Source organism: Paenibacillus vortex V453 (genome assembly GCF_000193415.1).
Taxonomy (GTDB): domain Bacteria; phylum Bacillota; class Bacilli; order Paenibacillales; family Paenibacillaceae; genus Paenibacillus_AQ; species Paenibacillus_AQ glucanolyticus.
Genome location: NZ_ADHJ01000004.1, coordinates 1 through 25,977, shown reverse-complemented (window position 1 = coordinate 25,977; position 25,977 = coordinate 1). Strand labels below are relative to the sequence as shown.

31 protein-coding genes and 1 riboswitch are annotated in these 25,977 nt (G+C 48.6%); of the genes, 2 read left to right on the top strand and 29 right to left on the bottom strand.

The genetic code is table 11. From position 1 onward, the window contains the following. Positions 1–146: 146 nt before the first annotated feature. From PVOR_RS29465 to PVOR_RS02030, 16 genes are all read right to left on the bottom strand, one after another. Positions 147–377, bottom strand: a complete 231-nt coding sequence (locus PVOR_RS29465) for an anti-sigma-F factor Fin family protein (RefSeq protein ID WP_006207424.1) — start codon at positions 375–377, stop codon at positions 147–149. A 123-nt stretch (positions 378–500) separates the two neighbouring features. After that, positions 501–1,064: an aminoacyl-tRNA hydrolase gene (gene pth / locus PVOR_RS02100; RefSeq protein ID WP_006207423.1), complete on the bottom strand. Its 564-nt coding sequence runs from the start codon at positions 1,062–1,064 to the stop codon at positions 501–503. Positions 1,065–1,192: 128 nt separating this feature from the next. After that, positions 1,193–1,375: a hypothetical protein gene (locus tag PVOR_RS30905; protein ID WP_200860815.1), complete on the bottom strand. Its 183-nt coding sequence runs from the start codon at positions 1,373–1,375 to the stop codon at positions 1,193–1,195. A gap of 152 nt (positions 1,376–1,527) precedes the next feature. Beyond that, the gene (locus PVOR_RS02090) at positions 1,528–2,481 is read right to left on the bottom strand and encodes a ribose-phosphate diphosphokinase (RefSeq protein ID WP_006207421.1); all 954 of its coding nucleotides are present in this window, start codon (positions 2,479–2,481) and stop codon (positions 1,528–1,530) included. 88 nt (positions 2,482–2,569) lie between these two features. Continuing rightward, complete coding sequence (glmU, locus tag PVOR_RS02085; RefSeq protein WP_006207420.1) at positions 2,570–3,958, bottom strand: bifunctional UDP-N-acetylglucosamine diphosphorylase/glucosamine-1-phosphate N-acetyltransferase GlmU; 1,389 nt, start codon at positions 3,956–3,958, stop codon at positions 2,570–2,572. Positions 3,959–4,068: 110 nt separating this feature from the next. Further along, a complete protein-coding gene (gene spoVG, locus PVOR_RS02080; RefSeq protein ID WP_006207419.1) occupies positions 4,069–4,353 on the bottom strand; it encodes a septation regulator SpoVG in 285 nt (94 codons plus the stop codon). A 183-nt stretch (positions 4,354–4,536) separates the two neighbouring features. Next, positions 4,537–5,364 (bottom strand): pur operon repressor, encoded by an 828-nt coding sequence (purR, locus tag PVOR_RS02075; RefSeq protein WP_006207418.1) that lies wholly within the window; start codon positions 5,362–5,364, stop codon positions 4,537–4,539. 108 nt (positions 5,365–5,472) lie between these two features. Further along, the gene (ispE, locus tag PVOR_RS02070) at positions 5,473–6,327 is read right to left on the bottom strand and encodes a 4-(cytidine 5'-diphospho)-2-C-methyl-D-erythritol kinase (RefSeq protein ID WP_006207417.1); all 855 of its coding nucleotides are present in this window, start codon (positions 6,325–6,327) and stop codon (positions 5,473–5,475) included. Between the two features lie 191 nt (positions 6,328–6,518). Continuing rightward, on the bottom strand, positions 6,519–6,701 hold the full coding sequence (locus PVOR_RS02065; protein WP_006207416.1) for a small, acid-soluble spore protein, alpha/beta type: 183 nt from the start codon (positions 6,699–6,701) through the stop codon (positions 6,519–6,521). 232 nt (positions 6,702–6,933) lie between these two features. Continuing rightward, positions 6,934–7,209 (bottom strand): biofilm formation stimulator Veg, encoded by a 276-nt coding sequence (gene veg / locus PVOR_RS02060; protein ID WP_006207415.1) that lies wholly within the window; start codon positions 7,207–7,209, stop codon positions 6,934–6,936. 290 nt (positions 7,210–7,499) lie between these two features. Continuing rightward, complete coding sequence (gene yabG / locus PVOR_RS02055) at positions 7,500–8,402, bottom strand: sporulation peptidase YabG (protein ID WP_006207414.1); 903 nt, start codon at positions 8,400–8,402, stop codon at positions 7,500–7,502. Between the two features lie 114 nt (positions 8,403–8,516). Then, on the bottom strand, positions 8,517–9,401 hold the full coding sequence (gene rsmA, locus PVOR_RS02050) for a 16S rRNA (adenine(1518)-N(6)/adenine(1519)-N(6))-dimethyltransferase RsmA (protein ID WP_006207413.1): 885 nt from the start codon (positions 9,399–9,401) through the stop codon (positions 8,517–8,519). Then, entirely contained in the window at positions 9,398–9,949 is a 552-nt protein-coding gene (gene rnmV, locus PVOR_RS02045; RefSeq protein ID WP_040680119.1) for a ribonuclease M5, read from the bottom strand. Before rnmV ends, rsmA begins: the two co-directional genes overlap by 4 nt. A gap of 194 nt (positions 9,950–10,143) precedes the next feature. Continuing rightward, complete coding sequence (locus tag PVOR_RS02040) at positions 10,144–11,331, bottom strand: 3D domain-containing protein (protein WP_006207411.1); 1,188 nt, start codon at positions 11,329–11,331, stop codon at positions 10,144–10,146. Between the two features lie 272 nt (positions 11,332–11,603). Then, positions 11,604–11,818: riboswitch (cyclic di-AMP (ydaO/yuaA leader) on the bottom strand. A 206-nt stretch (positions 11,819–12,024) separates the two neighbouring features. After that, positions 12,025–12,789, bottom strand: a complete 765-nt coding sequence (locus PVOR_RS02035) for a TatD family hydrolase (RefSeq protein ID WP_006207410.1) — start codon at positions 12,787–12,789, stop codon at positions 12,025–12,027. A 94-nt stretch (positions 12,790–12,883) separates the two neighbouring features. Next, on the bottom strand, positions 12,884–14,173 hold the full coding sequence (locus PVOR_RS02030; protein ID WP_006207409.1) for an HD domain-containing protein: 1,290 nt from the start codon (positions 14,171–14,173) through the stop codon (positions 12,884–12,886). 321 nt (positions 14,174–14,494) lie between these two features. Here PVOR_RS02030 and PVOR_RS02025 point away from each other — a divergent pair, with 321 nt between their 5' ends. Next, complete coding sequence (locus tag PVOR_RS02025; protein ID WP_006207408.1) at positions 14,495–14,749, top strand: AbrB/MazE/SpoVT family DNA-binding domain-containing protein; 255 nt, start codon at positions 14,495–14,497, stop codon at positions 14,747–14,749. Positions 14,750–14,998: 249 nt separating this feature from the next. Here PVOR_RS02025 and rsmI read toward each other — a convergent pair whose 3' ends face one another. From rsmI to PVOR_RS01975, 10 genes are all read right to left on the bottom strand, one after another. After that, positions 14,999–15,892 carry a 16S rRNA (cytidine(1402)-2'-O)-methyltransferase gene (gene rsmI, locus PVOR_RS02020; RefSeq protein WP_006207406.1) on the bottom strand — a complete coding sequence of 298 codons (894 nt, stop codon included), beginning with the start codon at positions 15,890–15,892 and terminating at the stop codon, positions 14,999–15,001. Continuing rightward, positions 15,889–16,656 (bottom strand): tRNA1(Val) (adenine(37)-N6)-methyltransferase, encoded by a 768-nt coding sequence (locus PVOR_RS02015; protein ID WP_006207405.1) that lies wholly within the window; start codon positions 16,654–16,656, stop codon positions 15,889–15,891. The genes rsmI and PVOR_RS02015 overlap by 4 nt, the downstream gene beginning before the upstream one ends. 194 nt (positions 16,657–16,850) lie before the next feature. Next, positions 16,851–17,222 (bottom strand): DNA replication initiation control protein YabA, encoded by a 372-nt coding sequence (gene yabA, locus PVOR_RS02010; protein ID WP_006207404.1) that lies wholly within the window; start codon positions 17,220–17,222, stop codon positions 16,851–16,853. Positions 17,223–17,254: 32 nt separating this feature from the next. After that, positions 17,255–18,055 (bottom strand): PSP1 domain-containing protein, encoded by an 801-nt coding sequence (locus PVOR_RS02005; protein ID WP_006207403.1) that lies wholly within the window; start codon positions 18,053–18,055, stop codon positions 17,255–17,257. A 56-nt stretch (positions 18,056–18,111) separates the two neighbouring features. After that, the gene (gene holB / locus PVOR_RS02000) at positions 18,112–19,098 is read right to left on the bottom strand and encodes a DNA polymerase III subunit delta' (RefSeq protein WP_006207402.1); all 987 of its coding nucleotides are present in this window, start codon (positions 19,096–19,098) and stop codon (positions 18,112–18,114) included. Positions 19,099–19,173: 75 nt separating this feature from the next. Further along, entirely contained in the window at positions 19,174–19,617 is a 444-nt protein-coding gene (locus PVOR_RS01995; RefSeq protein ID WP_006207401.1) for a YaaR family protein, read from the bottom strand. Positions 19,618–19,956: 339 nt separating this feature from the next. Then, positions 19,957–20,286, bottom strand: coding sequence for a cyclic-di-AMP receptor (locus PVOR_RS01990; protein ID WP_006207400.1), 330 nt, complete (start codon positions 20,284–20,286; stop codon positions 19,957–19,959). A gap of 65 nt (positions 20,287–20,351) precedes the next feature. Beyond that, the gene (tmk, locus tag PVOR_RS01985; RefSeq protein ID WP_006207399.1) at positions 20,352–20,996 is read right to left on the bottom strand and encodes a dTMP kinase; all 645 of its coding nucleotides are present in this window, start codon (positions 20,994–20,996) and stop codon (positions 20,352–20,354) included. 84 nt (positions 20,997–21,080) lie between these two features. Next, positions 21,081–22,748, bottom strand: coding sequence for an aminotransferase class I/II-fold pyridoxal phosphate-dependent enzyme (locus PVOR_RS01980; RefSeq protein WP_006207398.1), 1,668 nt, complete (start codon positions 22,746–22,748; stop codon positions 21,081–21,083). Positions 22,749–22,885: 137 nt separating this feature from the next. Continuing rightward, positions 22,886–23,071 carry a sigma factor G inhibitor Gin gene (locus PVOR_RS01975; RefSeq protein WP_006207397.1) on the bottom strand — a complete coding sequence of 62 codons (186 nt, stop codon included), beginning with the start codon at positions 23,069–23,071 and terminating at the stop codon, positions 22,886–22,888. 230 nt (positions 23,072–23,301) lie between these two features. Between PVOR_RS01975 and PVOR_RS01970 the strand changes: the two genes are divergently transcribed. Next, positions 23,302–23,823 carry a hypothetical protein gene (locus PVOR_RS01970; RefSeq protein WP_006207396.1) on the top strand — a complete coding sequence of 174 codons (522 nt, stop codon included), beginning with the start codon at positions 23,302–23,304 and terminating at the stop codon, positions 23,821–23,823. Positions 23,824–23,940: 117 nt separating this feature from the next. Here the strand turns inward: PVOR_RS01970 and PVOR_RS32940 are convergent, their stop codons facing one another. From PVOR_RS32940 to PVOR_RS01955, 3 genes are all read right to left on the bottom strand, one after another. Continuing rightward, on the bottom strand, positions 23,941–24,117 hold the full coding sequence (locus PVOR_RS32940) for an IS3 family transposase (RefSeq protein WP_100086452.1): 177 nt from the start codon (positions 24,115–24,117) through the stop codon (positions 23,941–23,943). Between the two features lie 9 nt (positions 24,118–24,126). Continuing rightward, positions 24,127–24,780 carry an IS3 family transposase gene (locus PVOR_RS01965; RefSeq protein ID WP_006207395.1) on the bottom strand — a complete coding sequence of 218 codons (654 nt, stop codon included), beginning with the start codon at positions 24,778–24,780 and terminating at the stop codon, positions 24,127–24,129. A 401-nt stretch (positions 24,781–25,181) separates the two neighbouring features. Continuing rightward, complete coding sequence (locus PVOR_RS01955) at positions 25,182–25,619, bottom strand: hypothetical protein (RefSeq protein WP_006207393.1); 438 nt, start codon at positions 25,617–25,619, stop codon at positions 25,182–25,184. Positions 25,620–25,977: the final 358 nt, after the last annotated feature.

The window sequence follows — 25,977 nt, the reverse complement described above, 5'->3', positions numbered from 1 at the left end:
GAATCTATTTCTCATGGAATTTTAAACATTTGCCAAAAAATTATAACCGAAAAGAAGCCTTGAGCAAAACTGCCAAGGCTAGGGCAGCGGCAGACTATGCCACTGTATGTCTTCTACGAAAAAGCATCGTGTACCCCATTATACTCTCATTGCAGGGGATTTGCCAAAAGACTAAGCTCCGGATGGGCTTCGAGCGCTTCCCTGCAATGATCGCAGGTTACCCGAACCATAACTTCTCCGTTAAAATCATACGCTATTATATCCTTGCGTTCCTCAGGGGTCAAGGAATCAAAACCAAGACGTGCTTCGGATACATGATTGGAATCGATGCGGCCCTGAAACGCTCGACAGTGTCTACAAACATAGGTTATCGCCATCATATGCCTCCTGAAGGTTGTATATACCTTCAGTATGCCCGGACTTTCCTTGTTTAAGACGCTGTTCTTCTGCTTCGGGAGCCTTAATACATCTCTTGTATGTCTGCATCATATGATGCTCCTCTAGGATTTGTTAAACTTCGCCATCGTCTGTTCAAAGGTATGATCCAGGCTGAACTCCAGCGCATCGCAGGTTTCTTCCACCATGCTCTGCAGCTGCTCACGCTCCTTCTTCGGAAAGGTGCCCAGCACATAGTCTACGATGGCATAACCCGGCTCCGGCCTGGATATTCCCATGCGGACACGGTTAAAGCTTTGAGTGCCCGTATGCTGAATGATGGATTTGATGCCATTATGTCCTCCCGCACTGCCCTGATAGCGCAGACGGATCTTGCCAACGACGGTATCCAAATCATCATAAACTACAATCATATCTTCCAGATTTACTTTATAATAATCCATATAGGCGCGTACAGCCTCGCCTGAGAGATTCATAAAGGTCATCGGTTTGATCAAAACGGTCTTGGAACCGCCAATCATCCCTTCGGCGATGACCGATTTGCACTTGTTCTGATTGAACTTCATGCCATGACGCTCCGCCAGAGCATCCAGTGCCATGAACCCAACATTGTGGCGTGTCTTCTCATAAGCTGGACCAGGGTTGCCCAGTCCGACAATCCATTTCATCACTGGTTGATTCCTTTCACGATTTATACTTTCTTCTTTGCGCATTTCTGAGTACAATATGAACAAAACCTATTGGCGTAATGCCCTCATAAGAAGGTGAATCGGCATTGAAAGCTTTTGAACAGAAATTAACACATCACAGCCATTTTCAATACCATATGAAGCATGGCATCCCCGTTCAAGTCTATGAACTCGGTTGTCACATAGACGTGGGTCTGATCACTGCAGTCGACGCCTATTTTGTTGAGCTTGAGGGAACGCTGTACAATCGGAGTACGTTCACTTTCATTTCCAGGCCCGGATACTGACATGGCCAACCGTGTATTAACAGGCCTCTATTATGAAAACGTTTACTTCACAGTTGTTCAACTGCGATGCCGGGGTAAGGCCGAGCCAAAGTCACCATAGCCGACAAGGGCTACATTTCCTAATAAGGAGATGTAACCCTGTCCGGCACGGTTTATTATTCTATTTCAAACAATTTACTAATCGATAATTCCTCGTGAACCCGAATGATGGCTTCTCCCATCAATGGAGCAACCGACAGCACGGTCAGCTTGCTGCTAGGATTAGGATTGGTGATCGGAATGGTGTCTGTTACAACAACTTCCTTCAGCGGAGAGTTCTCCAGACGCTCATGGGCAGGGCCCGAGAGAACCGGATGTGTACAGCACGCATACACTTCTTTTACGCCGCCTTCCATCAACGCGTTGGCACCCAGCACAATCGTTCCGGCTGTATCGATAATGTCATCGATCAGAATGGCTGTTTTGCCTTCGATATTCCCGATGATGTTCATGACTTCACTGACGTTCGGCTCCGGACGGCGCTTATCGATAATGGCCAGCGGAGCATTCAGGAAATCAGCCAGCTTTCTTGCACGAACCACACCGCCGTGATCCGGAGATACAACGACTGGGTTCTCAATCTGCTTCGAGCGGAAGTATTGTGCAAGAATCGGTACGCCGAGCAGATGATCCACCGGAATATCAAAGAAGCCTTGAATCTGCATCGCATGCAGGTCCATCGTTATGACGCGATGAGCTCCTGCCTTCTCGATTAGGTTCGCAACCAGCTTTGCAGTGATCGGATCCCGCGAACGCGCTTTACGGTCTTGACGGGCATATCCGTAATACGGAATAACCACGTTGATGCTCTTCGCGGATGCCCGCTTGAGCGCATCGACCATAACCAGCAGTTCCATCAGGTTATCATTCACCGGCAGGCAGGTAGACTGTACGATATATACGTGGCAGCCCCGTACGCTCTCGGAGAGCTTTACTTGAATCTCGCCGTCACTAAAGCTGGTTGTATGCGATTCCCCCATCGGAATGCCGATATAGTCAGCGATTTGATGAGCAAGTTTAGGATTGGAATTACACGTGAATATTTTTAATTTAGAATCAAGATAAGTCATAGAATAAAAACCCTCCGTGCTGGTTCGTTGAATTAGGCTATCCGATCACCGCTTCCCATCTTCGCGAGAGAAGCAGGCGTATTACGATTTACTTGTTCTTCTTAGCAATAGCGCGTGCCCGAATCTTCTCTGCATATCCAGGCTTGTTCTCTTGACGCTGTCTGGCAATGGCCAGATCATTGTCGGAAACCGAATGCGTAATGGTGGATCCTGCAACAACGAATGCGCCCTTGCCTACCTTCACCGGTGCAATCAAATTCACATTACTGCCGATAAATGCATCATCTTCAATCTCGGTAATGGATTTATTATAACCATCATAGTTGACAGTAATCGCTCCACAGCCGATATTGACGTTCTTGCCGACCTTGGCATCGCCAACATAACTGAGATGGGATACTTTTGAGCCGTTGTCAATCGTGGCATTCTTCACTTCAACGAAGTCGCCAACCTTCACATCTTCACCCAACTTGGCGCCTGGGCGGAGATAAGCAAAAGGCCCCACCGATGTCCGCGAGCCGACTTCAGCACTGCTGAGCACCGAATGTTTGACGCTGGCACCATTCGCGATAACGGAGTCTTCAATATCCGTATCGGGTCCGATCACACAGTCTTCTCCGATCACCGTATTCCCCTTCAGGATGGTACCGGGATAGAGCACGGTGTCAGAACCAATAGTGACATCAGCACCGATATACGTCGAAGCAGGGTCAATGATGGTAACACCGTTTAACATGTGCGTGCGGTTGATGCGCTCTCTCATGAAGCCTTCGGCCTCTGATAGCGCAAGACGATCGTTGACGCCAATCGATTCCGCATAATCATTCGTCTGATAAGCAAGCACGGTCTCGCCGGCTTGTTTCAGGATACCGATGCAATCGGTCAGGTAATATTCTTGCTGCGCATTCTGATTGGTTACCTTATCCAGTGCAGCGAATAGCTTTTTATTGTCAAAACAATAGGTACCGGTATTAATTTCAGTAACTGCGTCCTCTTCCGGACTGCAGTCTTTCTGCTCGACAATCCGAAGTGCACTGCCATCCTCGCCACGGATGACCCGGCCGTAGCCTTTGGGGTTGTCCATATGCGCGGTAAGCACCGTAGCGGCCGCGTTGTTGCTCTCATGAAGCTTCAAAAGATTTTCCAGTGTCTCTGAAGTCACCAGTGGAGTATCCCCGCAAATGACAATCGTGGATCCTTCCTCAGCGCCAAGAAGTTCCTTGGCTTGCTTCACAGCGTGACCCGTACCTAGCTGCTGTTCCTGCAGAACATATTCGGCTGCGTCTTGCAGATATGTGCGGACGGCTTCCGCGCCGTGACCAACGACCACAACACTGCGTTCACAGTTCACCTGCTGTACCGTTTGCAATACATGTCCTACCATCGGCTTGCCACAAACAGGATGCAGCACTTTATATAGTTTGGATTTCATACGTTTGCCCTGCCCAGCGGCGAGCACAATAGCAAATCTTTTCAAGGGCCATGCCTCCTCCTCTTGAACTCACTACTGAATATATATCATTCTACAAAAAAAGAAAAGAGAGCCATAGGTATGGCTCTCTTTTCCTTGAACCCCAATTGTAGAACTTAAGCGCCTTCTTCAATCACTTCTTCTTCTGTAGCCGCGCGCTCATACTCGGCCAATACAGCCGATTGAATCTTCTCGCGGGTACCGGAAGAAATGGGATGGGCAATGTCGCGGAATTCTCCATCAGGAGTGCGTTTGCTCGGCATTGCAACAAACATTCCATTGTTTCCGTCGATGACGCGAATGTCGTGAACGACAAATTCATTATCGATGGTAATGGATGCGATTGCCTTCATTCTCCCCTCAGAGTTAACACGGCGGAGTCTGACATCCGTAATTTGCATATGTGTTCACCACCTTTTTCCATCAGAGACTTGGTGTATAATTCCACACAGCAAACCCGAAATCCTTCTTTTTTCTACTATAAAATGTCCTAAAAACAGGAATTTTTTTTAGAAAGTGATATTTTCGACAGACTTCGGGCAAATTCGAATGAAAACGCTATTATATCGACAAATATCGCGATCCTATTTTTCGAAGTAATTACCTGGGTTCACGGTAATCCTCTTCGTTTTGGAGTCCACATCGCTTAGGATGGCGAGTGAGATATAGTCCTCCAGAAGCCTTTCCTCGGTTTCAACCGCTCCCGACTCTACCAATACACCTACACCTGCGACTTCGGCATTAAATTCACCCAGCAGATCAACCATACCTTGTATGGTACCCCCCGCCTTCATAAAATCATCCACAATCAGTACACGGGAGCGTTCTTTGAGCGCCCGGCGGGACAATGACATGGTGTGAATGCTCTTGTGTGAGCCCGATACATAATTGATGCTTACGGCCGATCCTTCCGTCACTTGATGGTCCCGGCGAACTAGTACGACCGGCAGGTTCAGCTGGGCCGCTGTCGCATAAGCCAGCGGAATCCCCTTGGTTTCCACCGTCATGACTACATCAATATCCCGGTCCGAGAATGCGGTAGCAATGATCTTGCCCGCCTCGTTCATCAGCGAAGGCTGTCCAAGCAGATCCGACATGTACAGGTAACCCCCCGGCAAAATCCGGTCCGATTGCTGAAGCTGCTGACACAGCTCCTCGGCAAACCGCAGCGCATGATCCTTGCGCAGCTTCGGAATGTGCCGGACTCCGCCCGCTGCACCAGCCAGCGTCTGGAGCTCTCCGAGCCCCTCACTCTCAAATACGTCCTTAATGATCGCCAAATCCTCACTGATCGATGACTTGGCCGCTCCATATCGCTCGGCGAACGTCGTCAGCGGAATCAACGTATGCGGTTTGGATAGTAAATATTGGGTCATGTCGACCAATCGTTCGCTTCGTTTTAATTTTTTCACTAGGGTTCCTCGCTAAATCCGAATATTATATGTTAAATATAACACTTTTGTACGTATTTATACAACTTCAATTGAAATTCGCCCCCGAATTGTCAATAATAACCGTTTCTAGGTAAGCAGGCGAACAGCATACACTTCCTTGCAGAAACCCCGCAGACCATTATAAATCCGGGCCACCTTGGATTCCTTCGATACCAGACCGAAGACCGTAGGTCCGCTTCCGGACATCAACGCTCCATCGGCTCCCAGCTTCAGCATCCCTTCCTTCAGCTGCTGAACCTCGGGGTGCATCTTCAAGGTAACCTCCTCCAGCACGTTGCCAAGCGATTGGCACATCAACTGGAAGCTGCCCTGCGAAAGCGCCTCTACCATACGCTCAGCGGATGGATGGTGCTGGATCTGCTCGCTGCGCAGACGGCCGTAAACTTCCGCCGTCGATACGTTGATCGGCGGCTTCGCCACGATCACCCAGCACTGCGGCGGATTCGGGATCGGCGTCAGCACCTCGCCGCGCCCTGTCGCCAGTGCTGTGCCGCCGGTTACGCAGAACGGCACATCCGAGCCGAGCTCCGCGCCAAGCGCAAGCAGCTCTTGCTGGGGGATGTTCAGCTCCCAGAGGCGGTTCAACCCACGCAGAGTTGCCGCTGCATCACTGCTGCCTCCTGCGAGTCCTGCCGCGACGGGAATTTTTTTGTCCAGGTGAATGTGCACACCCTTCTTCACGTCGTAGCGCTCTTTGATTAGTCTTGCTGCCTGAAAGGCCAAATTCTTCTCGTCCAGCGGTATGTATCCTGCCTGTGAGGTGATGATAATGGTATCCCGCCTCTGTTCCGACATTTCGAGCCGGTCGGCGAGGTCGATCATCGTCATGACCATCTCTACCTCATGAAAGCCGTCAGGACGTTTATGGAGTACATCCAGCATCAAATTAATTTTGGCCGGTGCTTTTTCGTATATTTTCAAGAACGTTCACCTATCCTTAGCTTTTCCCATATGCTTGAACTTACCATATTCGGAGAAAAACATCTATTGCCTCTATCTTAACAAACTCCGGCGATGAAGTCATGGGACCGTCCGTTGCAGCGTACCCGTGCCGCTTGAGCCGCAATAAAATAACAGGGCCTCCCGCTTTACGGAAGGCCCTGCCCTGTGGTTTACAGATCTGATTTGCTAGCTGCCCGCTCTGCGAGCTCAATCGCCCGTTTTACCATGTTGCCGGCATCCTTGGCTTTAATGCCTCCCCAGCCTTCCTTCTGCACGGTGTCGTAAAATCCCAATTCCTTAGCCAATTCGGTCTTCAGTTGATCTGACATAATACTGCGCCTTCTCCGGCTCATCAAACCCGCCTCCTTGGAAAATGTATTGAGTATGGCATGAACGGCTTACAGCGCGTTGTAGAGGCCTTACGTAAAGCTCCTCAAGGCTTAAGTCTCCACTGGCCGCATTCAGGCGGCTGAAGAGACCCGCGCAGCCTTAGTATGCGTTCCATCTCTCCTTGTCATTCCTCTGGAGAGCTGGCAACAACAAAAAACAGCCTCCCTGTAAGTGGAGACTGTTCTCGACATATCGTTATGACTTGATATAGGTGATTCGCATCTCGTTGTCATCACCGGTTACCATGATTTCCACGGTTTCGGTCAGAATATCGGCATAACTGTAAGACACACGTTTAAAAGTCTGCTGGTCTTGATCCAGCTTCACAATGAAAACAGAAGGGTACGTTTCTTCCAAAACACCAGTACGCTCGACGGTCTTCCGACGGCCACCGTTAGCCCGAAGCGTAATTTTTTGCCCTAAATGGGCATCGAGACTGCGTTTGATTTCCAACAGCGCATTTTTAGCCATTGTCGACGACCACCTCTTTCCTTGTCCATTATACCGAAGATTCAGTCATTTGTCAATTCAAAAACATTAATTATATCAGCATCAAAAATACCTTGTCAACGAATTTTTTTTGATCCCGTATTTCTCGTGTTCATTTGTTTTAATATGCGCTAAAATGACAAGCTTTATGTATTTTTTTTGACAAATTTCTATAGGTTTCGAAAGAAAAAATAAAAAAACCCCAGCTTGTGGGGTTCTTCTTGGTTCGTCCTCAGCGGCATGATTCAACCGCTAGCACTAGGATTTAAAGGCTAGCTAACGGAAGGCGTAACCTTCAAAGTGGACAAATCCTGCAGTTTGGGCAGACCGATCCGGTAGCTGCCTCTTGTTTCGATTCCGCCCACGCCTTGGCTGCCGCTAATCGTATGATGGACGATATCATGAATATTCACGGTTTCCCTGACCGACGTATAAGCTGCCTTGGCAGCTACATACACTGGATCCAGCGCATGGATGAGAATTCGCCCTGGCGAGCTGGCAAAATTGGCTCCTGCCTGCAGAAGTGCTTCGAAATGCGATTGGCACGCACCGGCCACAATGACCAGGGAATCCAGATTCCGCTCATACTGACGGGCTACCTGGATAGCCGTGACGAAGTTGTGTGAATTTTTATAGCTGTCCAAGCTATATAAGTCGTATGGCTGTCGTCTCTTGAGAACACCATCGTGCCCTGTAATCACAACGATATCGGGTCTTACCCGGGGAAGAAGACGATATAATGAATCGGCCATCGACGACTCATTGATATAATGGCCTTCCGCTGGTACCCGAAGCTGATTGTACAAGGCCATGCTTTTCTTCAGGTACTGGGGATCTCCATCCAAATGCAGTACCTTGCCCGGCACGTCAAAGTATCCCTTATTCGCATGCTGGTCGCCTTCGATATTTCGCAGATTGGCCAGTTGACGCTCGCTCTGCTCCTGACGGTGCTTCTGAAGGCGGTCAAGCGACTCACTGGCTTTAATTTGTGCCTGCTTTGTTCGTTCGCTTACGGCGGGATGCGGGACCGTGACCAAATCAGTAACGGGAGCGTCGGCCAATAACCGGAATTCCGTCCCTTTGATGACGATATTATTATTTTGCCGCATGCCTTCTACCCGGAACGTTACATCGCCGCCGTAGGATTTACGAACGACCAAGTCTCCCAAGTTCATCACAACATCACCCCTACCCTATGGTATGGGCCACTGTGACTATTGGTTCTTACGAAGCTTCAATTTATCATGTTAAACCCCTTCAGGGCCCCCTGCGCACGTCAATCTGCTGGTCTATCGAATATCGGCGTTGTAGAGCACATTGCTAAGTTTGGCATACTCTTCGATGCTGAGTGTCTCTCCGCGCCGTGAAGGCACAATTCCCGCTTCCTGCAGCAGCTGTTCCAGCCGCTCACGTCCTTCACCCGCAAAGAACCGGCTCTTCAGGTTATTGGCGATGGTCTTCCGCCGCTGTGCAAAAGAAGCCTGTACCACTTCGAAGAAAAACCCTTCGTCTTCTACGCTGACAGGTGGCTCTTCCCGTACGGCTAGGCGAATAACAGCCGAAGCGACATTGGGCTGCGGAATAAATACGGTATGCGGCACGATACAGACCAGCTTAGGCTCACTGTAATATTGGACGGCGATGCTGAGACTCCCGTAATCCTTGCTTCCCGGTGCCGCAGCCATACGCTCTGCTACTTCTTTCTGGATCATCACGACGATATTCTCCAGCGGCAGCTTCTCCTCGAGCAGCTTCATCAGAATCGGCGTTGTCACGTAATACGGAAGATTCGCAACGACGCTGACTTTCGATACACCCCCAAAGTCTTGTTGGAACAACTCATGAAGGTCCACCTTCAATACGTCCCCATGATGAACCTTCACGTTCTCATAAGGCTCCAGCACTTCCCTCAGGATCGGAATCAAGCGCTGATCGATCTCTATCGCTGTAACCGTTCCCGCAGTCTGTGCAAGCTTCTCCGTCAATGCTCCGATGCCAGGACCGATCTCTAGCGCTCCTTTATCCTCATCTAATCCTGCGGCTTCCACGATTTTGTAGAGAATATTCTGATCGATGAGAAAGTTCTGACCCAAACTCTTCTTGAAGGAGAATCCATGACGTGAGATGATCTCCTTCGTCCGTCTTGGTGTTGATATATCCTCGAACCGGCTCATGATTTTACGCCCCCCTCTTCCAGCTGCGTCAGCGCGGCCAGAAATTCTTCACGTGATATTTGAAACGTGGCCAGTCGTTTATGAAACTGCTTGCTGTTGCAATATCCGATGCCCAGCAGGTTTCCCATCGCCATCCGTCTTGCCGCTGCCTCCGGATGGGCCGATAAACCGGCCTCCATCATGTCCTCCAGACTGATCAGGCTCTCTCTGCCCTCGAAGGAGGTGTGGACCCGCTCCAGCGCACGCAAAATGGCCTCAGGAGAGGCGTTCTCAACGCCGATATCCCCTTTTCGGGTAGCGTCCTCTTCCGGAATGAAGGCGTGTTTGCAGCCTGGCACGCCCTGCTCCACGATTTTCCGAATCCGCTCTCCTGCATGATCGGGGTCCGTTAATATAATAACGCCTCTGCGCTCCTGGGCAAGCGCGATGCGTTTAAGGATTTGCTTATTGATGGCAGAACCGCCCGTTTCGATCGTATCCGCGTCCACGGCCCGTTTAATGGCTACCGTGTCGTCCCTGCCCTCCACAACGATTACTTCTTTAATCATGCGATTGCTCTCTTCCTTTCCAAGCAAGGCCGGCTTGTACAGCGAATGGTCAGCTTCAAGCCCCATAGGCCTTATATTATTACTCGTTTTTTACAAAACAAAAGAAGAGGAAAGATTCCCTCTTCTTCATCATCATTTATTATAAGCTAAATAGTATAGCATTAGAATGGCATTGTAAATTGGAATTCATTCGTTTAGTTCAATTCAGGTTTAACCGGACCGATCACGTAAACAGTACGGCCGCTTTTACGTCCGAAATTCATGGCGGATTTCAACGAATCGTAATAAACATCAATTTTGTTTCCTTTGATGGCACCGCCCGTATCTTCCGCACGACGGAAGCCGATCCCTTCAATATACACCCACCATCCGATGGGGATGATATTAGGATCTACCGCAATCGTCCGACCTTCCGTCACACGTGTTCCGGATGCTGTCCGAGTGCCGATTCCTTGCTGCTCGGCAGAATACGCCGTCATCGACACGTTGTTCAATACCTTTTTGTATTTAAAATCAACGCCTGCCCGAGAAGCCACATTATTCTCCACCGCTTTGGCGGTTGTTACCTTTTTCGTGCCGGAGAGTTTAGCCGGTGTTGCTTTCACATCGGTGGCTGCCGCTTGAGCAATAGCGGGTTTCTCCACTTTTTTCGTGCCTACAGCAATAATTTTGTCCTTCGTTCTGCGCTCAATCTCCTGGGAAACCTTGGTCTTGGAAACCAGCTTGCCATCGTGATAGACCTTCTCATAGTGATTTACCATGATGCCGGACTCACCCCGCTGAATCACGCGGTTGTCACCCTTTTCGAGCGATGGATCGGCTGTCTTAATCACACGAAATTCCCGGTCTTCTGTTTCCTTAACGTTTTGTTTCGTAACGCGCACGACGTTGATACTCATATCGCTGGTAAGCTTCGTATGCTGTGCCGGTTGTACTATATCTTCACCCTGGATCGTAATGCCAGCTTCTTTCAGTACATGATCAACCGTATCCTGGGATGTAAATATGGTTTTGGTTTTGCTGCCAACTGTAACCTTGACTGGAACTGCCCGTTCAATGATGATCCGGTCGCCGTCCTGGATCGCACCGTTTAGAGGCATCGAAATCTGATCCTCTGGGCTCAACGTGATCGCTTGCTCATCCAGCAATTCCTGCAGCAATGATCCACGTGTTTCTACTGTGGTGACACGACCATCGACCACAAGCTGAACTTCCTTGCCTGTCTGATCATGTACAATCAACGAAACGAGAAGTGATACCGTAACGGCTCCCATCGTGCCGAGCAACATCAATTGACGCAAATTGTCATGCTTCCATCTCAATGCGTAAGACATGCTGGATGATTGTGATTCATGGGTTTCTTCAGGTTGAAAAATGCCCACTATTCCATCCTCCTTCATAGTCCCGCCGTCTTCAGTAACGCATGAATGCATTTGACGTGACTATAGCAATTATTCTCACAAGGCGCCCTGCTATCTATCTAACACCCTGCGTCAATTCCCGTCTTCCCGTCCATCTACCACCACCTCCTGATTACCAAGAGTATGATGATCCCTTCGCCATTATTCAAAAATAAAAGAAAGCCATTGAAAGAGTACTAGAGGCTCTAACGTGGCTTCCTGATGATTAGAATCATGGAAATGGTATGCACGAGATTTCCCCTCTTATTTCGCTTACGGAGTTAGCTGTCGGGTTCGGACGTAAGAGAGACGCCCTATATCCGGATACCCGCTCATGGCGAGATCCTTCAAATTCACCCCAAAGACCCGATAAAGAAATCAAATACGGCTTGGTGCATTCAGACCTGTATGCACGGCAGTATCGGTTCCCCCGTTCTCCAGAATTTCGGAGATTAAGCGAGACGGTTCATGAAATATTCGGCTGGCGATCTGCACATCGCAGCTTCTTATCACTGAAAAGATGATATCCTGTTTACATGCAGGTTGTAAAGCAACAATCAACCACATTTTCTGATGTAAATGGTTAAAATATTGTAATATCAACGCCTTTTCTGATTAAAAAACTTTAATTAATCGAAAATGCTCTCTTTTTCATCGCTTTTGCTCTCAATTTCGTTAAATGCCAAATCGTTCCAGTGCATTTTTGGTGGTAATTTGGGCCAATTCCTCTAAGGACATGCCCTTAATCTCGGCTGCGGTCTCCGCCACTAATTTTACATAAGCGGTCTCATTTCGCTTCCCGCGGAAGGGGTGGGGGGTCAGATAAGGCGAGTCCGTTTCGATCAATAATCGATCGAGTGGAACCTGCGCCAATACCTCTTTAGGCTGCTTCGCATTCTTGAAGGTAATCGGTCCTCCAAATGAAATATGGAATCCCATATCCAGACACATTTTGGCCGTTTCCCAGCTCCCGGAGAAGGAGTGCATTACACCGCCGACCTCAGCGGCTTTTTCCTCCCTCAGAATCTTTACGATATCTTCATGTGCATCCCGGTTATGGATGACAATGGGCATGTTCAGTTCCCGAGCCAGTCCGATTTGGCGGCGGAATACTTGATGCTGTACTTCTTTTGGGGATGTATCCCAATAATAGTCCAGACCAATCTCCCCGATAGCCACCACCTTCTCATGACTGCATAGGGAGGCGATCCAATCCAGATCCTGATCCTCCATGGTGATGGCATCTACAGGATGCCAGCCTACCGCTGCATATATAAAGTCATAGTTCTCTGCCAGCTTCATCGTGGTCGGTATGGTCTCCCGGTTAAATCCGATGTTAATCATCCGGCTCACGCCGGCTTCAAGCGCCCGCGCGATGGTTTCCTCCCGGTCCTCGTCGAATTGGGGAGCATCCAGATGAGTATGCGTGTCGAACAGCATGATATTACCCTCTCCTTTCCTGTCGTTTCCTTGTCGTATATTTTCCTGCAGCACTGCTTATACCCATCATGCTGCGGTTGTCCTGATCACCAAGTTAATTCTGCTGCTTAAAAATCTCACCTATCTTCTCCGGCATCTGCTCCAGTAGCGGATACACCTTCTCCTCCGGAAAATAAAGATGATATCGCCCTTTATGAATGCCGCTGATAGAGCGTACAATATCGGACACCTCGGAAATTTCCCGCAGCTCATCATGCCGATCCAGAAGCAGGATCTGCTTCTCGTTAAGCGGCATATCAGAATGAACCTTATCATAAGGAAGATCGGTTGGAAAATCAATCTCCAGGTCATATTCCGGATGCAGCCCCGCATCGCGAAACGCTTGGCGTATCCCGTCGATGGTCTCCAAATCGATATTGTCGATTTCTACATATTTATAGAGCTTCCGGTGCATGAAACGGCCGCATAATTCGCCAAGAAGCTTGTCTTCCTCCTCGGTCCATTGCAGAAATGCCGTCTGAATAAGCGCTTCATCCAGGCGCAGGTATTGATTTACACCGATATTGCCTTCAAACAGGGCCGGAAGCGGCTCGACCATAAACCGGAAAGCGTACCCGTTGTCATGCAACTCTTTTGCACGACGAAAAATTTGACGCAAGATGATCTCCGAACTTCGGGTGACAGGATGAAAATACACCTGCCAGTACATTTGGTACCGCGACATCAGATAATCCTCCACGGCGTGCATGCCGGATTCCTTGACCACCACGCGGTCACGGAACGGCCGCAGCATCCGCAATATCCGGTCGATGTCAATGGTCCCATAATTCACTCCCGTATAATACGCATCCCGCAGCAGGTAATCCATGCGGTCTGCATCAAGCGGACTGGTTACCAGGTTCATGACAATCGGCTTATCATACGTCTTGTTAATGACGGAAGCCACTTTCTCCGGAAAATCTGCCCCAAGCTCCTGCAGAACCTTGTTAACACAAGTATCACCAAGCAGTATCCGGCATGTCCAATCCTCGTGGTTCATATTGAAGGCTTCTTCTATAGAGTGGGAAAAAGGCCCGTGTCCCAAATCATGCAGCAGCGCCGCACAGAGAGCCACATGCCGTTCCTCGGCTGGCCAGTCAGAATACCCTCTCCGTTCGAATTGAGAGATGATTCTTCTCGTAATTTCATAGACACCCAGAGAATGAGAGAATCGGCTGTGCTCCGCTCCGTGGAAAGTCAGGTAAGAGGTCCCAAGCTGCCTGACCCGGCGGAGCCGCTGGAATTCCGGCGTATTGATTAACCTCCATATGATATCGTCCTGCACATGAACATAATTGTGGACTGGATCCTTGAACACTTTTTCTTCCGATATTGGGGAATGCATCCATCTCATCTCCTTATCATTTTGATGTGGATATGGCCGTTTAACACTTCTTTTGACAACTAATGTCGAACAATGTCGAATAAGGTAAAAACGCGCTTTCCAAATCGACAAATAGAAAATTGCAACAATAATTGGTTCGATTATGGTAATTCCTTTGTTATACAAGGGTTTTGTTCACTATACTTTCGTAAATAGGTTCCGATTTTTCAAAAATATAGGTTGACTGTTTTGGGAATCGTTGGTACTATAAATAACATAAAAACTAGAACTATGTCGAATTATGACTTTTTTAAATTATGGCGAGAGGGGCATTTATAAGTTATGATGAAATCAACAGGAATTGTAAGGAAAGTCGATGAGCTTGGACGGGTCGTCATTCCAATTGAGTTACGCCGTACGCTGGGAATTGGTGAGAAAGACGCATTGGAGATTTATGTAGACGGCGAACGCATCATGCTTAAGAAATATGAGCCTGCCTGCATCTTCTGTGGTAACGCTGAGAATGTCACTTACTTCAAGGGTAAAATTGTTTGCCATGAATGTATCTCGGAAATCCCTACACCTGTGACAAATTAAGATTTTTAGTATATAATAGCATTATTACACTTTGTTAATTCTAACCTTTTTCATATCTCCTTGGCACCTTCCTCGGCTTTGAACCCGGCCGCAGGAGGGTCTTTTTTTGAGATTAAAGAAAGTTTTCAGTGAAATGCAAGCCATTCTTCAATCCTTTACGGGTCCCAGCAAAGTTTTTAAAATAATCATCAAAGCATAGGCTCTACTTTGTGGGCTATTTGGCTATCCCCCTGCGCCAGGTATGGGTGGTCATGAATCTGCTAATAACGCGTTATATATATCCCGCTTCGATACACCGCGATCACCCGCGGTTTTTTTCATAGCATCCTTCCGGCTTAATCCTTCCCGCTCATAATGCTCTACATGCTCTTCCAGCGAAAGCTCCTGCCACCAGGCATTTTTCTCCCGAAGCTCTTCCTCTGCACTGCCCGCCTCTACCACCAAACAATATTCACCCAATGGAGGATGTTCCGTAAGCCACTCCAGGCACTCTGTCACGCTTCCGCGTAGAAATTCCTCATATCGTTTGGTCAACTCGCGTGCGAGGGTCACCTTCCGATTTCCCAGTACCTCTTGCAGGATCTCCAGCGTTTTCTTCACACGATGCGGGGATTCATAGAACAACAGCGTTCCCTGCGCCGATTGCAGTGCCTGCAGCTGCTCCACGATATCCTTGCGTTCCCGCGGCAAAAAGCCGATAAAGGTAAACCGTTCGGTTGGCAGACCCGAGACGATTAAGGCGGAAAGTGCAGCATTGGCCCCCGGGATTGGAATGACGGAAATTCCCGCTTCAATGGCCAGTGAAACCAGGTCCGTACCAGGGTCTGAAATGGCCGGCAGACCGGCATCGCTGACGAGTGCCACATTTTTTCCTTCTATTATATAGCGTATGATTTCAGGACCGCTCGCCGCCTTATTATGCTCGTGATAACTGAACATCGGCTTGGACGGAATTTCGAAATGCGTCAGCAGCTTACGCGATTGCCGCGTATCCTCCGCTGCGATAATGTCGCATTCCTGGAGAATCCGCACCGCACGGTACGTCATGTCCTCTAAATTACCGATCGGCGTCGCCACCAAATAAAGTGAACCCGGGCTTCCCTCGTCCCGAGTTGCATAACTCTGTTGCACGATATTTCTCATTCTTTAGTCTCATCCTCATGTGATCCGTAGTAAATTTCCATGAAATCCGGGCCGTAATTTCCTTGCTCGTCATACACAATCAGCGGAGGCTTCAACCGTACCTCCGGCTTCCCCTCCCGAATGCCTTCTATGAGCACCATGTTGGCCTCCATATCTACACGCGGATGGACAAAACGGATGACTTTCGGTTCAATCCGGTATTTGCTCATCAGGGTAATAATCTCCGCCAAACGCAGCGGCTTGTGAACCATGCTCATCTTCCCGCCCTGGCGCAGCAGCTTCGCACAGGCTTCAATCACTTCCGCAAGCGTGCAGTGGATTTCATGCCTTGCAATCGCTTGATGCTCATTCAGCTTTAAGTCACTGCCATTCATCGGCATATAAGGCGGATTCACCGTAATCAGGTCATAGGCTCCATACCCTTTTTCCTTGTACAGCTCCCGCAGATCGCCTTCATGTATCGTGATCTGCTCCTGTAGACCATTCATCGTTACACTCCGTCTAGCCATATCGGCCAGTCTGGGTTGTATCTCGATGCCTTCAATCGGTGCACCCGTACGTGTCGACAGCAGAATGGGTACAACTCCGTTCCCCGTGCACATATCCAAAATGCGGCCCCGCCGTGGTACGCTGGCAAACCTGGCAAGCAGGACCGCGTCCATGGAGAAGCTGAAAACCTCCTCGCTCTGGATGATTCCAAGCTCATGGGTGAGCAGATCATCAATCCGCTCTGATGTCTGTAACAGCACTTCTTTCAATTTCATAGTTTCAACCCTTTATCTCCATAATAGATCCTTGCCTCGTATTGCCCTAACTAACCGCATGTCGGGCCTATAAAATACACAAAAGGCTGCTCTTCACATTGCATGACAAGCAGCCGTATGACGTTCTTATCGATCCTTACAGTATAACCTTTCCATTCTAGAAAAAAACCGTAGGCAGTTTCTCCTACGGCTTCTCATTTATTCAAAAAAGACAAGCAGAACAGGCAATCCCCTTCCGTGCGCAGATGTCCATAATAGACATTGCAAATGTGGAAGCCTTCATGATACAGCCGGGCCAGGTTATCATATCCCTCACCGACCACATCTTCTCCATGTTCCTCATCCTTCACATGAGGCTGAGGTTGTATAGCAACTGGGTTTTCAAATTCTGCCGGATTGACTTCCCTCTTTAATATTTTCCGGAGCTGTTCATTTTCAAGACTGAGGCGATGGTTCTCTTCCAGCAGTTCCTTGATGACCAGCTTAAGTCCACCCAGTTCACTGTGTATATGTCCCATCTGTGTTTCCAACTCTTGAATGAGCACAAAAATGTTTTTCTTCTCCAAGTCTACACCCCGAAAATAAACATTCTATTGGACTACTTGATGACAACGTCATCCATCGGAAGTTCCTTAACCTTTCCAATTTCAAACAGCTGAACATGAACCGTCCGCTTATCCGCATTAAGTCCGACTACTTTGCCTTCTCCCAGCGAAGTAACGACAAGCTTTCCAGCGGATGGAAGCTCTTCTTTCACGCTTTCATAATTATCATGCTCAAATTTCAGGCAGCACATCAATCTTCCGCATAGCCCGGAAATTTTAGTCGGATTGAGCGATAGGCTTTGATCCTTTGCCATCTTGATCGATACCGGCTCAAAATCACCAAGCCATGAGGAACAGCACAGTACGCGTCCACAGGGTCCAAGACCGCCGAGCATTTTGGCTTCGTCACGAACTCCGATTTGGCGAAGCTCGATTCGAGTTCGGAATATACTGGCCAGATCCTTAACCAGTTCACGGAAATCCACACGGCCTTCGGCGGTGAAGTAGAAAATGATTTTGTTGCGATCAAATGTGAATTCCACATCGACCAGCTTCATTTTCAGCTCGTGATCCCGAATTTTATTTAAACAGGTGGTGAATGCATCTTTCGCGGCGTGCTTGTTCTCTTCAACCACACGGGCATCGGAATCACCAGCGATGCGAATGACCTTCTTCAGTGGAAGAACAACGTCCGATTCACCAACCTCCTTCTTTCCTATCACAACTTGACCATACTCTATGCCTCTCGCGGTTTCCACAATGACGGATTGTTCCTTCTCCACGGGCAGATCGAGCGGATCGAAGTAATATATTTTGCCCGCTTTCTTAAAGCGGACACCTACTACACTGTACAAAAATAAACCCCCTTGTGCCTGTACATATTGGCCATTCTTCGGGCCTGGGGGTGCGCTCACGCCGGAGTGTTACCGCCCAAACCCATCAACAACTGCTCTAAACTGAGCTGTCCATTGACATTATAGCGTAACTTCTTCTGACACTCTGCGGCCAAATCCATGTATGACACCCACTGTGCTGTGCTGCGGGCTGACGCATGACCAGAGATATACTCCGCCTGATCTATGAAAACGAGAGACTCTTTCCTTCCATACTGGACATGGATCATGTCCTTAAACCATAAATGAAACATGCTGAACAATAGGTCCAGATGATCAGAGAGTTCTGTTTTGAACACTTTTTGACTCGCTGTAATCATAGCTGAGCCGCTTCGGTTCAAAGACTCCTTCCCTAATTGTAACACTACGTTTCTAATTTCTGCAAACCAATTCTCATTCAATATTTTCCTGCACTCATCAATTCCTGATGCAAGATGAACTGCGCAGCGCACAAGTGCAGCAGGATAACCTTCACCTACCAGGACCTTCTCCATCATCTGAGGATCCAGTGCCCGGAACGGTACTTGCTGGGATCTGGACTGAATGGTGGGCAGAAGTGCCTGTCCATTCTCGGCTATCAGGATAGCTACCGCCGGCGACTGCGGCTCCTCCAAAAATTTAAGCAGACTGTTGGCTGCCTGTGTTGTCATTTTCTCCGCCCGGTCAATAATATAGACCTTCGGATTGCGGTTCTCCGAGCGATAGGAAAATATGCGCTGCAGATCACGAATCTGATCGATCTTGATGCTGGCCCCATCCGGCTCGACCATCGTAAGGTCAGGATGATTGCCATGGTCCACCTTGCGGCATTCCAAACAATGCCCGCAGGCATCATCTTCAAGCTCCGTACAAAACAATGCCTTGGCGAACGTAAGCGCCGTCTGCATCTGCCCGGCACCGTTAGGACCGCTGAACAGATAAGCATGACTAACTGCATGGCGGCGCAAGGCATTTTGCAGCAATTGCTTCGCAGTCTCTTGACCTACGATATCATTAAAAGACATAAGTCCTCACTTTCTACCGATCCCCATGCCTTCATGGCCGTAACACCTCATGGATCGTTTTAAGCTTCCTTACAATTAAAATACAAGATTGATTAGCATGCCGCGAATTTCTCCAACCTTGTTCAGCAAATCAATTCTCCCTTGCTCCGTATCAAGCAGATCATCTGCCATAGCCAGCAGCGCAGAATCAACCTCATCTATGACATTATAACGCTTGCCGCGCCCCCGGCGGTCCCAGCCCCGTGTTTCCTTCATCTTCACACCGCGCCGAACCGTTTCCTCAAGGAAGCGCCGAACCATCATTTTATAAGTCTTCAGCTCCCGAACAGTCATGACTTTGGCCAATCGGTCCCCTTGTAGTGCAATTTCACGCATTTGACGATTCAGTTCCTCATGGGTTGCACGTTCCCCCTGCTGCTGCATCATATCGGAGAATGATCGCTGCTGAATCGGTCTGGCGTTGCCATCCGGCACCGTGATTTCACTTTTCATGGGCCGAAAGCCCGGATTAATCTTCACCCTGATCCACCGCCTCTTGCGTAATTCTAGCATCTTAATAAAACGGAGGCATCCGGTACGTTCATAAATCGAACAACCTATGCCTCACGTGAACGTACCTTGAAATGGTTTTCTTGTCAAGCGATTTACAGGCAATCATCCGATACATTCAATACTTTATTTGGAGTTCATCTACATCATTACCTATTAAAGATCATCTCCCGAGTACGGCGATCTACGGTAACTATTTTTATTATGATACAGAAGAGGTTCAAAAGATAGTCGATACAGGAGAACACAGCCGTCAAATATCCCAATAAAAACATCCGTTACGTGCTATCGCAGATCCAGAAAATGAATTTAGAAATGCTCGAATCGTTCAACAGGGAGCACAAATACCGTAGCACCGCCAACCTGTACTTCGACTGGAAGCGGTAGATAGGAATCTGTAGTACCACTCATTGGGGTTACCGGAGTGACCAGCTGCTCACGAACCTTACAGCTTGTGCGAATGACACTAAGCACGCTTTCAACCTGTGAATCGTCTACCCCAATCATAAAGGTGGTATTTCCCGCCTTCAGGAAGCCGCCTGTGCTGGCAAGTTTCGTTGCCCGAAAATTAGCTTTGACCAATGCGGCAGAGAGACGGTTGCTATCTTTATCCTGTACAATCGCAACAATCAATTTCATGGTAAACCCTCCTTGTTTAATTTGGACATCGTGTGCCCCTATCACTACTTATTTGACAAACAACCTCAAAAATCCTTTAATATCGCGTCTTCCAGGTGACGATTCATTTCCCGTTCGACCTGCGCCGGTGTCTTGGAAGCATCCACGATGCGAATTCGATCCGGATTACGCTCTGCTACCAGCAGATAGCCCTCCCTAACTTTCTCGTGAAATGTCAGGTTCTCCATATCCAGTCGATTCCATTCTCTTTCGGCATTCGCTGCGATCCGTGAAAGGCCAATCTTTGGCTCGATATCAAACAACAGCGTCAAATCCGGCATCCGGGTATCGATGGCGAACTGATTGATGCTCCACACCTCTTCCATCCCCAATCCGCGTGCATATCCCTGGTAAACCAGGCTGCTGTCCACGAATCGGTCACAGAGCACGGTCAGCCCCTGCCTTAATGCCGGCTCCACCTTCTCCACAAGATGCTGTCGGCGGGCTGCCGCATATAATAATGCTTCGGTGCGTGCATCCATCGCAGTGTGCTCCGGATCCAGAATAATGGAGCGAATCTTCTCCGCAATCTCAATGCCCCCAGGCTCGCGGGTAATCAGATAAGGTATCGAATGATTCTGCATAAAGGCGGCGAGTCTGCCCATCATGGTCGTTTTACCGGATCCTTCTCCTCCTTCCAGGGTAATAAATAGTGGTCTGCGATTATTCATAAGTATCCTGCTTTCATCTTTTGTTGATCACGGATCTAATATGTGTCGACTATCGATATCAGTGTATACTTCGAGTTCCTTGCCTCATAATTCCTTAAAAACGACAATGCTTGCCAGTGTTGGATCCTTGATGCCCTGGCACTTGGCCCCTGCCTCCCTTAATGCCAGCATTCTCTGTGCCATCTCCATGGCTATGACCTCGCCCGGATACAGAATCGGAATTCCTGGCGGATAGGGAATCACCATCTCCGCGACCGTTCGTCCGGCGATGCTCTCTATTGGCACGGACTCCACCATCTCCCTGTCGATCGGCTTCAGTGAAAAGGGAACCGGAGCTGAATAGGGAGTTTCCCCGGGCAAATTGTTCCACGTGGAAACATTGGGGGTTACATATTCTTCAGTTAACAAGCTAGCATCGACATCGATATAATCAAGATTTTCTTCCGGACGAAACACTGGCTGCTCATACCTCGTGAAATCCCCCTGATCCCGCAATTTCCGGATCAGCAATTCCGTACCCTCTGGTTGATCGCCTGGTTCAGTCCCGGTCTTCTCCAACGCCTCCTCCTGCTCTACAATATGCACAAGAGCCCATAAGACGTGATTCGCATCTTCCTGGGTCGACCCTAACGTAAACAATAAGACGACGTACAGCTCGTCGCTCATCTCCGGCACACAGCCGCGCGCCTCTAGTGCGCGCTGGAGTGCATACCCGCTCAGGGACCCGGTGCGGTCATATATGACCGCTTTGAACGGGTCCTGGCGGTTATACGCCGCAGCGGCTGTGCCCGCGGCGTGGCCCCCGGGCTGCGGCGGCTGCAGCAGCCCGAAGCGCGGCAGCTTCGCTAGGCCGCGCCGGAAGGCATCCACGGCGGCAAGGCCAGCCGTGAAGGCGCCTGCGCTCTGCGTGTGCAGCAGGCGCCGCGCCAGGTCCAGCGAAGCCATGAGCGGGTACGAGGGGCTGGAGCTCTGGACCATTGCCAGCCGCTGACGCAGCAGGCTGCGGTCGAGCAGCCCGCCCTGTACGTGCAGCATGGCTCCCATCGTCATCGCGGCTAACATCTTGTGCGTGGATTGAACCACGCCATCCGCGCCGCAGGACAGGGCATTCATCGGCAGCCGGGGATGCTGCCCGTAATGGGCTCCATGCGCCTCATCCACAAGCAGCGGAATTTCATGCTCATGGCATGCCTCTGCTAGCGGCCTCAAGTCGCTGCCCATCCCGTAGTAGTTGGGCATCGTTACGACGGCCCCTCTTGCCTCCGGGTAAGCCTCAAGCGCTGCTGCCAGCGTCGCTGCAGAAGGAGCAACAGCCAGACCACTGGACTTGTCCATTTCCGGCTGAAGAAAGACCGCCCTTGCCCCTGCCAGCATTAATCCGTTTAAGACAGACTTATGTACATTCCGTTGTACAAGCACGATATCCCCAGGCTCCCGGCATACCGTTAGGATTAACGCCAGATTGCCGGCAGTACTTCCACCCACGAGGAAAAAGCTCTCCTCGGCTCCAAAACAATCTGCTGCCAGCTCCTGTGCGTCCTGAATGACCCCTTCAGGATGAAACAAATCATCCGTCCCGGCAATTTCCGTCACATCAATACGCATGGCTTCATGCAGCATGTCTGCGCCGTTCCTGTCTGCCTCGTATGCCCTGCCATTCTTGTGACCGGGTACATGAAATGAGGAAGCCCCCCGATCCCGGTATAACGCCAATGCTTCTGCAAGTGGGGCAAGGTCTCTATGTGTAGTCATCGACATATCCCTTCGGATTACATTCTCTAACCTATTTTAACGCAATTTGAAACCTACGCCTACGCCCCAATCCCACTAAACAGCCTGCACAAACAAAAAAAGGCCTTCAATTCAGGCCCATTACACGCGTATCGCGTCTATGCATTTTTAGGCATGGCAATCTGTTTTAATTGACGGATGAAAAAATGATATTTGGCATCTTCCGCACTGGTATGAACGATTTCCGATTCACATTCCTCGCATACGAATTGCGATACAATGGTGATTCCGTCTGTCTTGGACTGATTGCATATGATACACACGTGTTCGGTCAATTCTTCCATAACCATCCCACCTTGATCCTTTTACTATTAGTATGACACAGTTTCTATTATTTTAAACCTTTTCATAGGATATCTTTCTACGCTTTATTTATATGTACCCCTTGCTGGCCTTGTGTCTGTACCTTTTTTTAACTTAATAAAAATATGATTTTGTCCGATAAAAACATAAAAGACTGTTACTTCTTGTCTATCGAAATTTATCTTATACCTAAGGAGGACGGCACAGCCCAATGGCAGATCCACACGGTCAAGCCACCTTTTATCACTACCGACTCATTAAAAAAATTCAGATTTCCAAAAGCTTGCTCATCCTTTACCTAGGTCTGCCTGTGCTCGCTGCAGTTGCGGGGATATTTACGGTATCACCCTATATCCCGCTCTATATGCTAATCGCCTTTCCGCTTATGCTATGGATCCAGTATGTCATCGGGCATACGGTGCTTATTCTGCTCGGAGCAGGCTACCGGAAGCGCTGGCGCTTTCGTCTAAAGCTGCCGTGGCTTGGCTATATACCGGATCAACACGTCAGCTTGCGTGTATTCACTTTGGTACAGTTCTATACCTGCTGGGTAGGGATTGTCTTAAGCGCTATGATGGCTTTCTGGTTACCGCTGCCTTTAGCGATTGCGCTAGCATTCTGGCATCTGTGGCTTCTTCTCCCCCGTGGCTATACGATGCTGCGCCTGACTGGTCAGCGTAAGGAAGGCATGTTAAAAATGAACGAACAAGACATCTCTTACTACATGCAATAACACAGTAAGCTGTCTTCCATCTACATGGGTACATATAGTAATCATCCAGTCCATCTTTAAAAAAACACCTCATTCCGAAGTGGTCAAGACCCCATTTTATAGAGATTTGAAATAAACCTAGGCGGAAAACTGGCGTCGATACTCTACCAGCGTCAGTTTTTTTAGTTTTCGTTGTGGTCGTTTCCGGTTATAAAAACAGAATGTATTTCTCAATTTTGTTTTGTGCTTCGGTGACCGTTCGGATATGAAAGGGTAGAGTCCTTCCGTTTTGAGATGCGAGAAGAAGCTCTCCATCGAGCATTGTCATAACAATTTCCTCGGCGAGACATGCTGATTCGGGCGCCAACCTTTGGCTGGCAGCATGTCGTGGTAAGCATGAGACGTGTACTGGAAACCCTGATCGCTATGAGCGATCCATCCGGTCACGTCTTTTTGTTTAACAAATGCTTTGCTGAATGTGCGGAGCACGAGTTCATTGTCGTCGCGTTCGCCCATGTCGTAAGCCACAATTTCGTTATTAAACAGATCCTTAATGGCTGACAGGTACACCCATCGCTCTCCAACTCGGTACTGAGTAATGTCAGTTACACATTTCTGATTTGGTTTTTCCGCAGTGAAATCCCTTTTCAGACGGTTCTTCGATACACGCTCAGCAGCTGCACACGTGCTTCCAAATCGTCTCTTACGGCGAATTCGAGATTGAATGCCGTGTGCTTGCATGAGACGAAAGACCTTCTTGTGGTTCATCCAAATCCCTTGATCTTGCCAAAGAAATAACTGAAGCAGCCGATAGCCATATTTTCCTTCATAACGCTGATAAACTTGAAACACCTGCTTCTTTGCCTTTGCATCACGATCGATTCGTTTGCGCTTTAAATAAGCGTAATAACCACTTCGGGACACACCAAAAACGCGGGAGAGTTTCTGGACATCTCCGTATGCTGCTACCTTTTCCATGATCTGATATCTCTCTTGTTTACTTCCTCCTTCCAGGCGACCAAGCACTTTTTTAGCAACTCATTCTCCCGTTTCAACTTTTGCACATACCGATCCTGACTCCTATATTGCTTCCGACGTCCCCGTCCATCCAGTAGACCGAACTCACCTAGCTCCCTATATATTTTCTCATTCACTTTTTCACACGATCCGAGTCCTGAATCTCCAGGTGCTTCGTAATTCGGCGATACGTCCATTTCTCATCGATGTGAAGACGAATAGCTTCCTTTTTCATTGGCAAATTGAATAGGTCTTAAACTTTTGTCCCATAAAAATACACCCCCTAGAATTTCATCGGTTAAACCCGGGGGTTTTTCCAATGTCTATTCTAAGGGGTGCACTTCAAAGCCGGAAAGAGGTCTTTATTCATTCGCTTTGTTGCTTTCCAATCCTTGTATGACTTGTTTCTTAAACTGAGCAGGAACCGTGATTATGAGAAAATCGTCATGCACCGACAGGTGGACGATATTTTTTCCTTTTTCAAAAACTAATGAAGAACCATTGTCTTCCGTTTCCTTCTGCTTCCATCCCCAGGACACGATTTCATCCAGGTAAGCTTCAGGTATACTATCGTCTTCCTTCAGCCCCGGAAGCGCATAACGTACGTAGTCCAAATCACTATTGCCTGTGGTTTGTTCGGTTTTATTCGCTTCCTTCGGAACCGGGAACGACTTTACATTCGCCGCACCGTCGAAGGACTTCCAGCTTGGTTCTGTGGATGCGCCGCATCCGGATCCGATTAACAAAATCGTACCCGCACATATGATCTCTGCTACACGCAGACTATTTTTACGCAACATGTAATTGTCCTCCTTCCCCCACAATAACCGGTCTCCAGATGAGTATTCGTAGTTGGTTGGTTAATGGAGAACCCTCCAATCAGGCCTTCATTCCTATAGCCTGCGTAAATCGGTAAGCACTTTCCCGATTATGCCTAATTCTATTATACTGATTTTCTGCGTGATATCGGTAACAAAATCTTCATCTGTTTATGTTAATTTTATGACCATGTTATATAACAGTTACGGTTATTGACGACTCAACACAATATCATTCATGAGTCGGACAACCTATTCTCCGTAAAAAGCAAAAATAAAAACCGACCATCGATTACATCGACAGTGGTTTTTCGCTTGGCGACGTCCTACTCTCCCGGGA

Coding starts and splice junctions, on each gene's coding strand:
- PVOR_RS29465 (WP_006207424.1), bottom strand. CDS start 377: ATGGCGATAACCTATGTTTGTAGACACTGTCGAGCGTTTCAGGGCCGC.
- pth (WP_006207423.1), bottom strand. CDS start 1,064: ATGAAATGGATTGTCGGACTGGGCAACCCTGGTCCAGCTTATGAGAAG.
- PVOR_RS30905 (WP_200860815.1), bottom strand. CDS start 1,375: ATGTCAGTATCCGGGCCTGGAAATGAAAGTGAACGTACTCCGATTGTA.
- PVOR_RS02090 (WP_006207421.1), bottom strand. CDS start 2,481: ATGACTTATCTTGATTCTAAATTAAAAATATTCACGTGTAATTCCAAT.
- spoVG (WP_006207419.1), bottom strand. CDS start 4,353: ATGCAAATTACGGATGTCAGACTCCGCCGTGTTAACTCTGAGGGGAGA.
- PVOR_RS02065 (WP_006207416.1), bottom strand. CDS start 6,701: ATGAGCCGGAGAAGGCGCAGTATTATGTCAGATCAACTGAAGACCGAA.
- veg (WP_006207415.1), bottom strand. CDS start 7,209: ATGGCTAAAAATGCGCTGTTGGAAATCAAACGCAGTCTCGATGCCCAT.
- yabG (WP_006207414.1), bottom strand. CDS start 8,402: ATGAACTTGGGAGACTTGGTCGTTCGTAAATCCTACGGCGGCGATGTA.
- rsmA (WP_006207413.1), bottom strand. CDS start 9,401: ATGAGCCGGTTCGAGGATATATCAACACCAAGACGGACGAAGGAGATC.
- rnmV (WP_040680119.1), bottom strand. CDS start 9,949: ATGATTAAAGAAGTAATCGTTGTGGAGGGCAGGGACGACACGGTAGCC.
- PVOR_RS02035 (WP_006207410.1), bottom strand. CDS start 12,789: ATGCTGTTCGACACGCATACTCATCTGGATGCTCCCCAATTCGACGAG.
- PVOR_RS02030 (WP_006207409.1), bottom strand. CDS start 14,173: ATGCATTCCCCAATATCGGAAGAAAAAGTGTTCAAGGATCCAGTCCAC.
- PVOR_RS02025 (WP_006207408.1), top strand. CDS start 14,495: ATGATGAAATCAACAGGAATTGTAAGGAAAGTCGATGAGCTTGGACGG.
- rsmI (WP_006207406.1), bottom strand. CDS start 15,892: ATGAGAAATATCGTGCAACAGAGTTATGCAACTCGGGACGAGGGAAGC.
- PVOR_RS02015 (WP_006207405.1), bottom strand. CDS start 16,656: ATGAAATTGAAAGAAGTGCTGTTACAGACATCAGAGCGGATTGATGAT.
- holB (WP_006207402.1), bottom strand. CDS start 19,098: ATGTCTTTTAATGATATCGTAGGTCAAGAGACTGCGAAGCAATTGCTG.
- PVOR_RS01990 (WP_006207400.1), bottom strand. CDS start 20,286: ATGAAATTGATTGTTGCGATTGTACAGGATAAAGATAGCAACCGTCTC.
- tmk (WP_006207399.1), bottom strand. CDS start 20,996: ATGAATAATCGCAGACCACTATTTATTACCCTGGAAGGAGGAGAAGGA.
- PVOR_RS01980 (WP_006207398.1), bottom strand. CDS start 22,748: ATGACTACACATAGAGACCTTGCCCCACTTGCAGAAGCATTGGCGTTA.
- PVOR_RS01975 (WP_006207397.1), bottom strand. CDS start 23,071: ATGGAAGAATTGACCGAACACGTGTGTATCATATGCAATCAGTCCAAG.
- PVOR_RS01970 (WP_006207396.1), top strand. CDS start 23,302: ATGGCAGATCCACACGGTCAAGCCACCTTTTATCACTACCGACTCATT.
- PVOR_RS32940 (WP_100086452.1), bottom strand. CDS start 24,117: ATGGAGAGCTTCTTCTCGCATCTCAAAACGGAAGGACTCTACCCTTTC.
- PVOR_RS01965 (WP_006207395.1), bottom strand. CDS start 24,780: ATGGAAAAGGTAGCAGCATACGGAGATGTCCAGAAACTCTCCCGCGTT.
- PVOR_RS01955 (WP_006207393.1), bottom strand. CDS start 25,619: ATGTTGCGTAAAAATAGTCTGCGTGTAGCAGAGATCATATGTGCGGGT.